Origin of the sequence: Pedobacter gandavensis, assembly GCF_032678745.1 — a bacterium.
GTDB classification, from domain to species: Bacteria; Bacteroidota; Bacteroidia; order Sphingobacteriales; family Sphingobacteriaceae; genus Pedobacter; species Pedobacter gandavensis_C.
Window position 1 is genome coordinate 45,331 of sequence record NZ_JAVTST010000008.1, and the last position, 14,396, is coordinate 59,726.

General features: G+C 40.8%; 11 protein-coding genes. 1 reads left to right on the top strand and 10 read right to left on the bottom strand.

The window, feature by feature from the left end; genetic code table 11:
* Nucleotides 1-131: 131 nt before the first annotated feature.
* Nucleotides 132-980, top strand: coding sequence for a DUF2911 domain-containing protein (locus tag R2S10_RS20550; protein WP_316842294.1), 849 nt, complete (start codon nt 132-134; stop codon nt 978-980).
* A gap of 69 nt (nt 981-1,049) precedes the next feature.
* Here R2S10_RS20550 and R2S10_RS20555 read toward each other — a convergent pair whose 3' ends face one another.
* The 10 genes from R2S10_RS20555 to R2S10_RS20600 all read right to left on the bottom strand — a co-directional run bounded on the left by R2S10_RS20555 (nt 1,050) and on the right by R2S10_RS20600 (nt 14,393).
* Entirely contained in the window at nt 1,050-2,756 is a 1,707-nt protein-coding gene (locus tag R2S10_RS20555) for a sodium:solute symporter (RefSeq protein WP_316842295.1), read from the bottom strand.
* A gap of 88 nt (nt 2,757-2,844) precedes the next feature.
* Nucleotides 2,845-5,277 (bottom strand): PIG-L family deacetylase, encoded by a 2,433-nt coding sequence (locus R2S10_RS20560; RefSeq protein ID WP_316842296.1) that lies wholly within the window; start codon nt 5,275-5,277, stop codon nt 2,845-2,847.
* Nucleotides 5,278-5,372: 95 nt separating this feature from the next.
* Nucleotides 5,373-5,966 (bottom strand): hypothetical protein, encoded by a 594-nt coding sequence (locus R2S10_RS20565; RefSeq protein WP_316842297.1) that lies wholly within the window; start codon nt 5,964-5,966, stop codon nt 5,373-5,375.
* An 85-nt stretch (nt 5,967-6,051) separates the two neighbouring features.
* Complete coding sequence (locus tag R2S10_RS20570; RefSeq protein ID WP_316842298.1) at nt 6,052-6,483, bottom strand: DoxX family protein; 432 nt, start codon at nt 6,481-6,483, stop codon at nt 6,052-6,054.
* A gap of 47 nt (nt 6,484-6,530) precedes the next feature.
* Complete coding sequence (locus R2S10_RS20575; protein ID WP_316842299.1) at nt 6,531-7,142, bottom strand: TetR/AcrR family transcriptional regulator; 612 nt, start codon at nt 7,140-7,142, stop codon at nt 6,531-6,533.
* 131 nt (nt 7,143-7,273) lie between these two features.
* Nucleotides 7,274-7,867 (bottom strand): alpha-ketoglutarate-dependent dioxygenase AlkB family protein, encoded by a 594-nt coding sequence (locus tag R2S10_RS20580; RefSeq protein ID WP_316842300.1) that lies wholly within the window; start codon nt 7,865-7,867, stop codon nt 7,274-7,276.
* A 93-nt stretch (nt 7,868-7,960) separates the two neighbouring features.
* Nucleotides 7,961-8,737, bottom strand: a complete 777-nt coding sequence (locus tag R2S10_RS20585) for a DNA-formamidopyrimidine glycosylase family protein (protein ID WP_316842301.1) — start codon at nt 8,735-8,737, stop codon at nt 7,961-7,963.
* An 88-nt stretch (nt 8,738-8,825) separates the two neighbouring features.
* A complete protein-coding gene (locus R2S10_RS20590) occupies nt 8,826-10,913 on the bottom strand; it encodes a glycoside hydrolase family 2 protein (RefSeq protein WP_316842302.1) in 2,088 nt (695 codons plus the stop codon).
* Nucleotides 10,914-10,928: 15 nt separating this feature from the next.
* A complete protein-coding gene (locus tag R2S10_RS20595; RefSeq protein ID WP_316842303.1) occupies nt 10,929-12,368 on the bottom strand; it encodes an alpha-L-fucosidase in 1,440 nt (479 codons plus the stop codon).
* 36 nt (nt 12,369-12,404) lie between these two features.
* The gene (locus R2S10_RS20600; protein ID WP_316842304.1) at nt 12,405-14,393 is read right to left on the bottom strand and encodes a heparinase II/III family protein; all 1,989 of its coding nucleotides are present in this window, start codon (nt 14,391-14,393) and stop codon (nt 12,405-12,407) included.
* Nucleotides 14,394-14,396: the final 3 nt, after the last annotated feature.

The following is a 14,396-nucleotide window of genomic DNA, read 5'->3' on the forward strand; positions in this document are numbered from 1 at the left end:
AAGCATTTGGCTAATTTAGGAATGATTCTCTAATTTGTTCGTCATATATTTCATCATATCTCCAAGCTTGAGTTTGATTTATAAAAAATATGATTCTTTAGTGTAAATTAGTAACAAAAAAACTTAACAAAATGAAGACAACATTAAAGACCTTGATGATTCTTGCACTTGCAGTATCATTAAACACAGAACTTCAGGCGCAAGGTATAAAAATACCACAAGCGAGTTCTGCTCAAACCATTACTCAAACTTTTGGATTAGGTAAAGTCAGCGTTTCGTATTCCCGTCCAAACCTGAAAGGCCGCAAAGTTTTTGGAGTAATGGAACCATTCGATAAAGTATGGCGTACAGGAGCAAATTCAGCGACCTCAGTTACATTTAGTGATCCTGTAAAAGTTGCTGGAAAAGAACTAGCAGCAGGTACTTATGGTTTATTTACCATTCCAGGTAAAGAAGAGTGGACTGTAATTTTCAATAAAGATTCGAAACAATGGGGTGCTTACGAATATAAAGAGAGCGATGATGTGTTGCGTATCAAAGTGAAAGCGATTAAACTAAAAGATAAAGTTGAAACCTTCACCATTCAGTTTGCCAATGTATATCCAACTACTGCTCAACTGCAATTATCATGGGAAAACACAGGATTAAACATTGATTTGACTACTGAAGTTGATGCTCAGGTAATGGCTAGTATTGAAGAAGCCATGAAAGGAGAGAAAAAACCATATTTCGCAGCTGCACAATACTACTACGAAAATGAAAAAGACCTTAACAAAGCATTAGAATGGGTAAACGCTGCTGAACTTGCAGATCCTAAAGCACCATGGGTAAGGTTATGGAAAGGCCGTATTCAATTGAAAAAAGGTGATAAAGCCGGAGCAATTGCTTCTGCAGAAGCAGGAATCAAACTAGCTACTGAAGCGAAGATTGATGAGTACGTAAGATTAAACAGCGAATTATTAGCTGAAGCAAAAAAATAACCTTCAATTTATAAGGGCAAATCAAAAAGGCTTCATCATGTGATCATGATGAAGCCTTTTTGTTATCCACTAAACCGTCTTTTCCTGTAACTTGTTCTCTTTCGTAAATTGCTGAATAATTATCGATAGCACTACCACCAATATACAACCGATTACATTGAGCCACAAATAAGCCACCCAGTCTTGTTTTCCAATTAATACTACTGCAATTTCAGCCAGGATAGCAGCCAGAAACACCGCTTTTCCATTGACTTGTTTGATATAAAAGGCGACAAGAAACACGCCTAAAATGGTTCCATAAATATAAGAACCCAGAATATTAACCGCTTCCAGTAGGTTCCCAATCTTACTTGCATACAAAGCCATAATGATACAGATTACACCCCAAAACACAGTTGCCCATCTGGAGGCCTGCAAGTACTCATGATCAGATCCATTTTTACGAATTAATCTTTTATAAATATCGATTACGGTGGTAGAAGCTAAAGAGTTCAATGCACTTGCTGTAGAACCCATAGAAGCTAAAAAGATAATGGCAATCAACAAGCCAATTAAGCCCTTGGGCAGGTATTGGGTAACGAAACTCAGGAAAATATAGTTGTTATCATTGATGTCAGCACGCTCATCATTCTTAGTCATCAATGTCGTCACTTCTTTTCTGATTGATTTCCCTTTTTCGTCAGCAAGCTGTAAAGCAGTCCTATAAAGGTCAATTTTTTCTTTATTACCTTGATCCAAAGCCTGATTCATCTGATCTACAACATTTTGCTTCTCTACAAATGCCTGATCATAATCCGTTTTCAATTTATTTAACTCGGGTTGATACTGGCTTTTTTCCAGTTTATTCAGTTCAAAACTGTTGAAAAAGATAGGTGGCCGGTTGTATTGGTAAAAGGTAAATACAAGTACGCCAATTAAAAGGATTAGAAATTGCATTGGGATTTTAACCAGGCCATTCATTAACAAGCCCAGTCGGCTTTGGTTAACAGAAGCTCCTGACAAATATCGTCCCACCTGACTTTGATCCGTACCAAAATAGGAAAGTTGCAAAAAGAATCCTCCGATCAATCCAGACCAAACGGTATAAGGATTGTTGAGGTCAAAGGTAAAATCAATCGCGTTGGTTCTTCCCATTTTACCAGCAATACTCAATGCTTTCCCGAAACCAATATCGCCAGGCAGCAAATGCACCACCATAATACCAGCGGCAAATAACCCGCAAAATATAATGCTCATTTGCAACATCTGGGTATAAGACACTGCTTTAGTCCCCCCATAAACGGTATAAAACACCACCAGACTTCCAATAAACAGGGTCGTATAAGTGGTATTGATGTCCAAAATAGTCGATAGGATAATGGAAGGCGCATAAATAGTAATCCCCGTAGATAAACCCCGCTGAATCAGAAATAGAAAGGCCGTTAATGCCCGTGTATTTAAGTCAAAGCGTTGTTCCAGAAATTCATAGGCAGTATATACCTTTAACCTATGATAAATCGGCACAAAGGTGATACACAATACGATCATCGCCAATGGCAAACCGAAGTAAAACTGTACGAAGCTCATTCCTGAGGAATAAGCTAAACCTGGCGCAGACAAAAATGTAATGGCACTGGCTTGTGTGGCCATCACCGAAAGACAAACCTGATACCATGGTGCTGTTTGGTTACCTAGCAGGAATCCCTGAATATTCTTAGCCCCACGACTTTTATAAATCCCATAAACTACAATCGCCACCAAGGTGATGATCAGTACAGCCCAATCTATATTACTCATTGGAAATATTTAGTAAACGCATAAAATATTAGGATTAAGAAGATGAGCCAGCCGATTAAAAATCTATAAAACACCCGGTAGTTGTCCATTATTTTTTGTTTGAAAGCAAATTGATAAACAGTCTGTATGCCCCAGTAACTCCTGCAGGTAATTGCCTGAAAAAGGACAAGGAAGTATACACAAATTTTCCTTCACCATAATTAGCAATCAACAAAGAGCCATTTTTTTCGGTCTCTCCGGTATCGTGCATACCTAATATCGGCGTATACTTAGGGTCAATATCCTGAGCGAAATACAATCCTCTCTCCTGTACCCAACCCTCAAAGTCTTTCTGACTGATCTTATTTGGATAGTTTAATGCAGGGTGATTTGGTGCCAGCAGATGAACAGCGGCATCTTCTTCAGTTACCCTATCTGTGGTTAAACGAAAAGGATAAGGTCCGATATTCGTCAGCTTTAATGGCGAATTCACATTGTATTGCAGCAATAAAATGCCACCATTTTCTACAAATCTCATTAATCTGGGCTGCATCGCATTGATCTGATTGTTGATATTATACAAACGAACACCTGTTACGATGGCATCAAATCCAGAGAGGTCCATGTTTAGCACCTGTTGTTCCGAAAGCTGAGTAACTTCAAAACCAATCTGTTTCAAGGATTCCGGAATCAGGTCGCCTGCCCCTGGAATGTAAGCAATTTTCTTACCCGCAAACTTCAGGTCTGTTCTGTCGATCTTTGCAGCAGCTAGCGGGAATAGGGTTTGAGGTGGAATATGATCATAATTCAATATCCTTAAGCCTTGATGAAAGGTTTTACCATTTACATTGAGGTTCAAAACCATTTCGCCAGCCCTGGCATCGGCAGTAGGACTTAATTTAAAGCTGATCATCTCCTGATCTCCTTTCTTACCGAGCTTAAAATCCAGTTGCTGGGGATTCATATTCCAGCCTGAAGGCAAGGTTGCCGTCAATGTTCCTGAAACCTGATCCTTAAAACTTTTCAAAGACACAGTAATCATTTTACTTTCATTCCCATTAAAAAGAAACGCATTTTCCTGGAAGGTAGCCGTAACCGGAGGCGCAATGACCAAGGGTTGATATAACTCTCCTCTCACAGGATCGGTATATTTATAGACAACAGGCATCTTTTTCTCGATCAATTGATCAGCGATTTTAATACGGAATACCGCATTTACAAAAGGTTGATTTTCCGGAAGTCCGATTAATGACAAATCATCGACCTGGTAACTCCCCTGATCATGTTTCTTTTCCAGCCAATAAGGTTGAGTGATCCTGGATCCGCTCCCAAACACCTTACGGTCAAGAGCGACCATTTTATTTGGACTAAGTTCCATACTGGCACCGGTATTTTCCTCCAGCACTGAAATAGAATAAGGAGTAGCAACTCTGGCAATGGCCTGTACTTTCACCGGAATGGAGTCATTCAGTGCATAAGATGGACTCAATGCAGCCACTTCCAGCCAGATTCCAGAACAAGCAAGAATCAGGTTATCCAGCAACTCATGCTTAAAGTCTTTTCCCTTTACCATTTGCCTTAACTTCAGCAATTGCGGTAGGGAGGCCGCAGGATTAGAGGCTTGATATCCATTATTTAGCGCTGAAACCAGCGTTTGAATATCTTTGCTCCCAGGGTACCTGTTGAGGGTAAAATCGAGGCCTTCGAAAAGATCAGATTTTGCAGGATCTCCCGCAATCGGGCTAAAATATTCCAGGGCTGATCCCCGTTGTTTTGCGGAGCCAAAACCCTGACTTCTATGATTAGATCTGCTATCCGCAGCAATCTCTCCATAACTTTTGCCCAACAAGGCATTATAAACGCCGACATCAATTTTCAATTGATCGTCAGCAGTGGTATTCATTCCTCCAAAATTATAGGTATTCCACACAATTCTTTTCGCTTGCCATGGTTTCACATCCTTCAGTTGCTCTGGAAATTGTTTAGGGTCTGCCGCTGCAACAAATGCTTCACGTGCGAGGATTGCGGAACCGGAATGATGCCCATGTCCAGCGCGTCCATCTTCTGGAAAGCGCGTAATGATCACATCAGGTTGAAACTTCCGAATCACCCATACCACATCTCCTAGAATCTTTGATTTATCCCAGATTTTGAAACTCTCTTCCGGGGTTTTAGAAAAGCCAAAATCATTGGCTCTGGTAAAGAATTGTTCAGCGCCATCCATTCTTCTGGCTGCCAGCAACTCTTGCGTACGAATCAAACCAAGTAGTTCGCCCTGCTCATTGCCAATCAGATTTTGTCCGCCGTCCCCTCTGGTCAGGGAAAGATATCCTGCTCTTACTTTCTTTTCTTTGGCTAAATAAGCCAATAAACGTGTATTTTCATCATCCGGATGGGCCGCAATGTACAAAACACTACCAGTTACATTTAATCCTTCCAAGCCTTGCTTTATCTCCGCAGCATTGGGCTGCACAGCAAGTTGCGCTTTTAAAGAAAATGGAAGAACAAATGGTATTAAAAACAAATATTGACGAAGGTTCATAAACAGATCTTAATATCCGAATGTAAATAAAACATCCTCAATCTGAAACTTAATTTCGTCAATATTTGTAATATAGTTGTAAAACAAAAAGCGCTTTATAGCAGAATTTTGCTACTCACTTCTTTATCAATTGTGATAAATCCAGGGTACTTCACTAATGCACCAGCTACCTTAAAGCTCGGTCTGATTTTTAAAGTAAGGATTCCTTTTTTCTCTCCACCACCCTTGTTTCCTTTAATAAATTCGGTGATTTCGTTCATCACTTTACTATTGGTTACAAAAGGATAAATATTAGCTACCATATCTACAGGCACCACAGTTGACTTTCCTCCTTCAACTTTTACTTCCTGATTTACAAAACCTGAAGCTATTTCTGCTCTGTTGATAAGGATTTTATATTCAAACTCATTAATCGCAGCAGTATTGGAAGTTGGATTGGTAATTTCAAGATTTAAGCGTGCTTTTAAAGGAACATCCTTTCTCAGTAAACCCAATGCTAGACCAGGTAAACTTCCTAAGTTAAGGTCCTGACCGCTCACTAGTCTCTTCACATCCGTCCCTCCAAGTGAAATCTGATCCGCAGAAACTACTTTATAGGTGCATTTCTCCAGCGCTTTTATTTGTTGTTTGCTGACGCTACAGCTTTGGATAATAATCGCCGTTAGGCAAAGGATGATGATCTTTTTCATGGTATTCTGTTTTTGTGTGTGACCTAGCTATAACGGATTATTCTGCCAATTGATATAAAGCTGCTACAAAGCAATAATAATGCCCTTAGTGTCTTCTTTTGCTGAGGTTACGACTAATGATGTGGTCAATGCTATACTTTCCACTTCCAGTAACGAATAAAAACAGGTAAACCACCAAGTAATGACAAGCCAATTCTTTTTTCTCAAAAGCATCTGCTGCATGTACCATAAATATGGCAATCAACATCGTTACGATCAAAGGAACAACGGCAAGCCTGGTTCCCAATCCAATCAAAATTAGTATAGAACAGAAAAATTCCGCAAAAACGGCCAATGCCAATGAAGCGGTTGTACCCATTCCTAAAAAGTCCATGAATTCGATCGGAGCCCCTGAAGTAAGGTATTGTAATTTCTGATAACCATGAACCAGCATGAAAGCTGCGATGGCCACACGAAGAACCAACAACATAAAGTGTAGGCCTTCCTGATTAAAATTGGTGTTGAATAGTTTTTTCATTGATGTAGGTCTGGTTTTTTATAGATTAAAAAATGATGTATTTAAAATTAAGCATTAATCCTGTTTATGGAGATGATAAAACCAGAAATTGCATCTTGAAGGATCATTTTCTTCGCCGAATCTGGTTTTCCTTCTTTCTGAATCATTTGAATAGAGACCAAACCATGAAGAATGGACAAATAGGTATGGTATTTCAGGAAGTAATCTGTTTCCGGTTGATTGCTCTGTTCTATTGCTGCTTTAATACTAGAAATCATGATGCTGGTTGCATTTTTTAATTCCTCGATTTCGTTTACTCGATCACATGCAGGAATTCCCAGACCAAACATCAATTGATAATATTCTTTATGGTCAAATGCAAAATCCCAGTAAGCATGCGCCATTGCCTCCAGCTGTTCTGCCGGAATAGCATACTGATCTTTAACCAATTGTAAAGTATCTGCTAATTTCTGAAAACCTTCTTTTGTAAATTCTAAGAGAATGGCTTCTTTATTTTCAAAGTGATTGTAAATGACGGGAATACTGTACTCTATCGCGTCAGCAATTTTTCTGATCGACAAAGATTGCCAACCATCAGAAATGACCTGTTGCCATGCTGCTTCCAAAATACTCGTCCTGAATTCTTCCTTCTGTCTTATTTTACGCTCTGCAATTCCCATATCATATATACTTTTATTAACACTGTTAACAAAAGTAACTGGTAAATTATACTTTTAAAACTCTTTGCGCTATTCTGACTTAAATACAACAATCAGTTTATTTTGCATAAAGGAGCAATACTGCAAAATGCTTAGGTTAAGATCAGCCTGAAAGTTAAATTGATCCGGGGCTCTGTTACCTTTAGTGTTTTGGGCAATTGATGCTCCCAATAGTGTTGCGTCTCCCCTTTCATAATCAGCACACTACCAGGACTAAGGTCTATGGAAATGATCGGTAGCTTCTCTTTATACCTTCTGAATTGAAAAATACGATGGGCGCCAAAACTTACTGAAGCGATAAAAGGATACCTGCCCAGGCTCTTTTCATTGTCCCTATGCCAGCCCATACTATCGTTCCCATCCCGATAATGGTTCAATAGGCAGACATTAAATTTCACCTTATAACGTTCCTCAATCCTATTTTTAATCTCGAGTAGCGCAGGCGTCCATGGTACAGCATTCATCGTAATTCCTGAATAGCTGTAACTTAAACCAGGATCTCCATGAAAAGCCGTAAACCTGGGCTGTAAGACCGTTTTACCAAAAATCTGAATAGGTTCCTGTTTCCAGGCCACCCCAACGGTCAGTTCTTCAAAAAAGACTTTACTTTCTTCTTCCCCAAAAAAATCAGGAAGGAATAGTGCTTCTCCCGGAATGGGAAGAAGGTTAACATGATCTCCGTACATCGATTTTGATAAGATAATTTTACCTAAAGATAGTTAAAGATAAAAACAATGGAGAAAAGTTGCCGGGTTTAAGCCGGCAACTTGAATATTATATCAATTGAAAAGCTCTTGCTCTTCCGTATAATAGGTTTTTCTGGCGCCACTTTTCTGAATGATGATCTCTGCACCAGTCGGGCTTGTAGGATGTTGTTGTGTATGTACCTTTAGAAAGTCCCTGAATTCTCCGGTGATACTTCCCGGATGAACTTTTCTGATTTCTTTTACCGCATCTGTCAGCACTTCTTTTATCGCCTCATGCAGCGCTTTAACCTTTGCTTCAGGAATCTTCCCCGCAATAGAAAATGGAGAAAGTCTGGCCTTCCATAAAATCTCATCCGCATAAGCATTCCCTATTCCCCGAATTTGGTTTTGATCCAGAAGGATCCCCTTTATCGCTCCCTTTTTTCCTTTAAAATGGTCTAGTAGAAAGTCAACTGTTACCTTTTTATCTAAAGCATCCGGGGCTTCAGGCATGGCAGGATTCAAAGTTGGTGCGGCCATCTTTTGAGGATCCGACATCACCAGACCAACATCACCTTCAAAAAAGAGTTCTATAATCGGGTACTTAATGTCATGATCCTCTTCAAAGTAATGCAATTGTCCGCGTAACATGAGGTGCAATGCCAGCACATCCTTTTCAAAATTAAAACGAAGTTCTTTACCCGAACGGCTCACAGATTTCAACACCTGTCCGTTAAGCACATCACGTAGCTCATCAGGAGTAACATTCAGTTTTTTATCATTAGGCACTTGTACAGTACTTAACTTTTTCCCTGCAAAAGCCTCATTGAGGTTTGCACTGAATACTTCTAAATCTGGTAATTCTGGCATGACTAAAGGTTGAAATGATGAAAATACAATTACGGCATTAAAACAATTGAAAATCGCTATAGTTTTCGCTTTCGTTACCGCCCATGGATTATTTTCCGGTTGCGGTAGTCGTCAGCGTCCATTCCACATGGTCTTTTAATTCAGACGCTGTTTTTCCAGCCAGGGCCTCTACCTGGTTTTTTCCTTTCTGAAGTTTCACATTTTCAAAAATGTAATGAACCTTAGTATTCCCCGTTTTCACTCCGCTGATCTTCTTACCATTGACAAGAAGCGTAGGTGTTCCGGTATTAGAATAAACGGTTACGGTAGTGTTGCCATTTGTTCTTTTATTGAAACGTCTGCCTGCGATATACACCATCGGTTCTGGATTCCAGTTTGCTTTGTACCAGTAAAAAGCATCTTTTTTCACCTTTCTATCAAAAGTGACCAGGCCTTTCATATTTCGGGCAGGAACACTCCCCCCATTTGCAGGAGGCACCGCAAAATCAAACATATTCCACACATAAGAAGCGGCGATATAAGGATGTTTCTCTATAATTCCCCATTGGATCTCATGGAATTTCTGCTGATAAGCCTCTGGCCAAACTTGTCCTGATGGATTTCCGGTATCCCTGCTCAGCTCTTCCTGCTGGGCGATATTTGCTTCCGTCCCATATTCCGACAAGACCATTCTATAATCCGGAAACTTTTGCTCCAATCCAGATACCCATTGTTCAAGATCGCCAATCCGACCTTCATACCAGCCGTAATAACGGTTCATCCCTTGAATGTCCGCATTTAAGTTTGTTGGACGATCCATTTCTCCATAACCGCTCACACTAACCGTATAACGATCCGGATCCTCAGTTTTTGAGATGTCATCTAAATCTCTGGTCAACACTGCGGTATAATCATCCGGTGTTTTCCCATAAACCTCGTTGTGTAATCCCCATACATAGATGGAAGGGTGGTTATAATTCTGACGAATCAATTCTCTGAGTTGAGATTTTGCGTTTCCAGCTTCCTTTGTAGATACTGCATTTACAAAAGGGATTTCTGCCCAAATCACAAAGCCCATGCTGTCGCATTTTGAATAAAGGTATTCTGACTGCTGGTAATGCGCAAAGCGGATCGAAGTAGTGCCCATTTCCTTAATGTCCTCCAAATCCGCAAGGTGCTGTGCATTAGACAAGGCATTTCCTTCATCTTGTTTATCCTGATGCCTGCAAACACCAAGCAAGCGATAAGGCTCGTCGTTCAGGTAAAAACCTTTACCGGGCTTCATCTCAAATTTACGTAGGCCCAATGATTGGGTAACTTCATCTATCAAACCATTTTCATTTGAGATACGAACCACCGTTTTATACAAATAAGGATCTTTTATCCCATTCCAAAGATGTGGTGATAACAGGTTCAGCTGTTGATGAAAAATCTGCTCCCCTTGTCGGGAAACCAGCAGCTTTTCTTCTGCCTGTTTCACCAGCTTTCCTGTTGCATCATAGATAGAAGTAGAAAGAGTCACTGGAGCCGCCGCTTCCGACTTATTCTCCAGCTTGACTTTTATTTTTACTTCTGCTGATTTAGCCGATACATCCTGCTGACTGATGTATACCCCTGGTGCAGCAAAATCTGTGACTGCAATATTCAGTTTATTGGTAATGATCAGTGATACCGGACGATAGATCCCTCCATAAATTGGGAATAAGCGGTTATTAATTGGAATCACATCTTCCCGCTCTTCATTGTTCACTTTTACTTCAATTTTATTCTTTTCTCCATACTTTAATGCATAGGATATATCAAATGCAAAAGCCGAATAAGAGCCTTTATGCTCCCCAATATAGCGGTCATTTACATAGAGGCGAGCCACCGAACCTACTCCTTCAAAGCGTATAAAAACACGTTTCCCTTTCCAGTCGGCTGCCGCTGTAAGTTCCTTCTGATAGATCGCATCACCAGCATAAAAACCTTTCCCGGCCTGTATGTCCTGATCGTTCCAGGTATGTGGAACGCTTACTTTTTTCCATTTCAGCTCCGTTAATGCCGCATCTCTACGGTTTGCATCTTTCTTAAACTGCCAATCCGTATTGATGGAAATGACCTGCCTTCCTGACTTATTTTGTGACTTTACTGCGCTGCTTAACAAAAGCATCAATGCCGTTAATAGCAACAACGCACTCCCAGGTTTTATCATCATATTCGTATTTCGTTATTAAATTTTAGCTTTCTCGTATTTAGTCCCGTTGTTATCTTGCTTTTTTACCGTCTCCAGTACAATTACAAAAGGTTGTTGATGATCTTTCTTTTTCAGATGCAAAAAGTATTCATTGTTGCTGATCTCCTCAGGAAGGAAAGTCTGCCCGGGATCTGCCATTAAATAAGCTTTGCTAATGCTTGTTTTTGCTGGTGTTTTTACCCTCAATGCCCCAGAAATCGGTGGATTAAAAACGACCATATAAATCTGGTCTGAACCCGTCTTTTTAGTAAAATAACCCCAATCCTGCTTGTCGTAAGCAGCATAACCACAATTGTAAATCGCATCCTGATTCACTTTCATCCAATCTCCGATTTGAGTAGCCAATGCCAGTTCTTCCTTGCGGATGGCACCATCACCCTGCGGACCGAAATTGAGAACAAAATTTCCACCCAGAGAAACGCATTTAGCTGTCATCTCCAGGAGTTCATTAGTTGTCTTGATGTGTCCGTTCCAGGCTTTATTGTATCCCCATTGGTTTTCAGGAACCGTCATCACGCAATCCCAATCGTTGCCATGTACATCTTCAATTTTATTAGGGATTTTACGCTCCCAACCTTGCTCATAATCGCCCATTAATACGCCATTAGAATCAAAATGACGCCTCCCATTTTCATCCGCTCTGAATCGGCTTCCAATGATCAATCCCGGACGGAGTTTGCGCATTTCAGTTTCCAGTTCATCGGCAAAAGCAGCCTGTTTTACCCATGATTTATCCCAGGTACCATCAAACCATAAGCCTTTGGCCTTTGGATAATTCGTTAACAATTCGATCAGCTGATTGCGGGTAAACTTTTTAAAACGTTCAAAAGCGACGCTATCCCCCTTTGTTTTCAGGTCATATCGCCAATCTGGGTTACTCCAATCCATCACTGAGAAATATAAAATCACATCTATTCCCTCTTTATCATAAGCATCTACCACTGCTTTTACGATATCCTTTTTATAAGGGGATTGCGCTACAGTATATTTACTAAACTTGCTCGGCCACATACAAAAACCATCATGGTGTTTCGTAGTAAAAGTGACGTACTTCGCCCCCATTTGCTTTGCAGATTTCGCCCATGCGGTTGCATCAAAAGACTTAGGGTTGAACTTATAAATCAGGGAATCATAAGTAGAATTTGGAATCCCATTCCAGGAACGAATCCATTCCGCAGCACCATTGTACTGTTTCCCATTCCATTCTCCTCCAGGTATGGCATAAAGACCCCAATGGATAAACTGCCCAAGGCCATAGCCACGCCATTTCTCCATAGCTGCATCGCTACGTTTCCCTTCTCTATGAGCGCCATGGGTTAAATTAATCTTCTCTTTCGGACTCGTTTGTTGCGCCATTAGGGGCTGTAAACTCATCAGTGCTGCAAGGCCTAATCCTGCAATCAATAATTTCTTCATTCTTTCAGTTTTGTGTGTTTTGGTTTCGGCAGGTAATTACTTTTTCTTATAAAATCTCAAGGCCAACTGGTCTTTGAGCGACTTACTTTTCAGCATCAGTTGTACCCGGTATACTTTTTCTCCCCAGCTTTTCTTCAGGCGATCATCATCAATCACCCTTGTTTCTATTTTCAGCTGGAATTGAGCAGGATCATATTCCATCGCTAAGCCAGAATCCCCAAAAGTCAGGGCTCCTTTACTTTCTACAACCGGCTCTGCAGTCATGAATGTTAAAGCCGAAGGCTGATGGTAAGCTTTTAACTGATAAGACTCCGTTAAGGTCAACACTTCCTTTTCCGGATAAAAATCCAGTTTTCTTGTCCAGTTGTTTACCATAGCAGCTTTCGGATAAGCCGGAGCCAGGTCCAATTGTAAACTTTCATGATCTCCTTTATGACTATACAAGAAATCTTTGGCGGCAAATGATTTTCCATCCTGTTGTTGCTGTCCATTAATTTGTGGACAATTGTGCCATTGCGATTGCAGATTCCACAATTCATAGCGTTGCTTGCTAAAGGTTTTGCTCGTATAAGTGCCCACACCAACATCGATTATGGCAGGTTTCCCATCCATATAAATAATGAAATTGCCAATATCATTGTGGTTGTGACTTTCCGCATTATTCCCACCTTTTATGGCGACAAACATTCCTTTGGTATTTCCTGCATTGCTCCGCATCGTCAACACCTGCAAATCCTTAAACAAGGAAACCGCAGGATATGGCGCCAAAGCCTTTGTAGCCATCAGCTCGGCGTAAATATTGACCGCAGCAACAAAGTCTGTCAGGTCTCCCGATGGAATTTTATACTGATTCTGTTTAAATTGAAAAGCTGCAAATTGTTTCAAAGCAGGGTCATCAAAGAAAGTCCCGTATTGGTAAACACTTTCGAAATTGGGCGTAGAAAGTGCCGTCGCATCTGCAAAGTTCACCATGTACTGATCCGCGATCTGCATCTTATAAATATAGCTGCCCATATCATGAATTAAGGTTTTATACTTCCAGTCCAGCTGCCCTTTTGAGGCGCTATTCAATAAACTTAACATCCGGATCAGTTTTCCTCCTGCTTCATTCCAATAGCTCGGACCTTCGTCACAACCTCCATCCAATGGATATTGGTTGATAAAATGATCGGTACTGCGCAGGATTTTCTCTGTGAAACGATGAAGCGTATCCGGGTTCTTCATCACCAATAGCGCGGTCTGCATGCAATTGGTATTCACCCAGGCATTCCAGTTGTTCACAGAATTCCCTTTAAAACCCATCCACCAAAAGTGATTGTATTGCATATAAGGCTGAAAAATTCGTCTTTCCAGTTCAGAAACTATTCTGCGGTTGATCACCTTAGAGTATTCATCAAGTTCAGGACCCAATAAATCATAAATCATGGCCAGGCTAACCGCAGTACGCCCCGCATTCAGGTCTATATATCCTTCTGCTGGATCAGGAAGACCTGAACCCGCTTTCTGCACCACAATATGTGCAGGCGCCACCCAGGTACTCTCCTCCATCACCAACCACAGCCCATTTACGATTTGAGGAATAAACCTGCCCTTTCCTTCTATCAGCTCAGCAATCGCTAGCTGAGCTAGTTTCCTACGCCTTTCTCCTTGCAACTGCTCATAATTAGTCCGCGTACCGGTAAATTTATAATCCAGGTAAAGTGTAGCTGGCAAAGCAGGCCAGACATAACTATTGGCCTGCTCCCCTTGCTTCAGGAGAGTGCTTTTGATACTATCCGGCAAAGCAGCAATCTTGCCTAAAGTCTCCGATCGCTTTTGCTGACGCCATGCTTCGATATGATTAAAATCTACACCTTTTGTAAATTCGGTACTCAGCCAGTTTCTGGCACTTTCTGCTTGTCCAAATGCAGCATGAAATCCTGTTAACCACCAAACGATAACCAAGGCTTTTTTAAAGGGTTTCCAGGAATTACTCAATTGACATTCATCAGGAGATTTGTAGGTTCTGTTTTTGTGCTTGATCATCGT

Coding starts and splice junctions, on each gene's coding strand:
- R2S10_RS20550 (WP_316842294.1), top strand. CDS start 132: ATGAAGACAACATTAAAGACCTTGATGATTCTTGCACTTGCAGTATCA.
- R2S10_RS20555 (WP_316842295.1), bottom strand. CDS start 2,756: ATGAGTAATATAGATTGGGCTGTACTGATCATCACCTTGGTGGCGATT.
- R2S10_RS20560 (WP_316842296.1), bottom strand. CDS start 5,277: ATGAACCTTCGTCAATATTTGTTTTTAATACCATTTGTTCTTCCATTT.
- R2S10_RS20565 (WP_316842297.1), bottom strand. CDS start 5,966: ATGAAAAAGATCATCATCCTTTGCCTAACGGCGATTATTATCCAAAGC.
- R2S10_RS20570 (WP_316842298.1), bottom strand. CDS start 6,483: ATGAAAAAACTATTCAACACCAATTTTAATCAGGAAGGCCTACACTTT.
- R2S10_RS20575 (WP_316842299.1), bottom strand. CDS start 7,142: ATGGGAATTGCAGAGCGTAAAATAAGACAGAAGGAAGAATTCAGGACG.
- R2S10_RS20580 (WP_316842300.1), bottom strand. CDS start 7,867: ATGTACGGAGATCATGTTAACCTTCTTCCCATTCCGGGAGAAGCACTA.
- R2S10_RS20585 (WP_316842301.1), bottom strand. CDS start 8,737: ATGCCAGAATTACCAGATTTAGAAGTATTCAGTGCAAACCTCAATGAG.
- R2S10_RS20590 (WP_316842302.1), bottom strand. CDS start 10,913: ATGATGATAAAACCTGGGAGTGCGTTGTTGCTATTAACGGCATTGATG.
- R2S10_RS20595 (WP_316842303.1), bottom strand. CDS start 12,368: ATGAAGAAATTATTGATTGCAGGATTAGGCCTTGCAGCACTGATGAGT.
- R2S10_RS20600 (WP_316842304.1), bottom strand. CDS start 14,393: ATGATCAAGCACAAAAACAGAACCTACAAATCTCCTGATGAATGTCAA.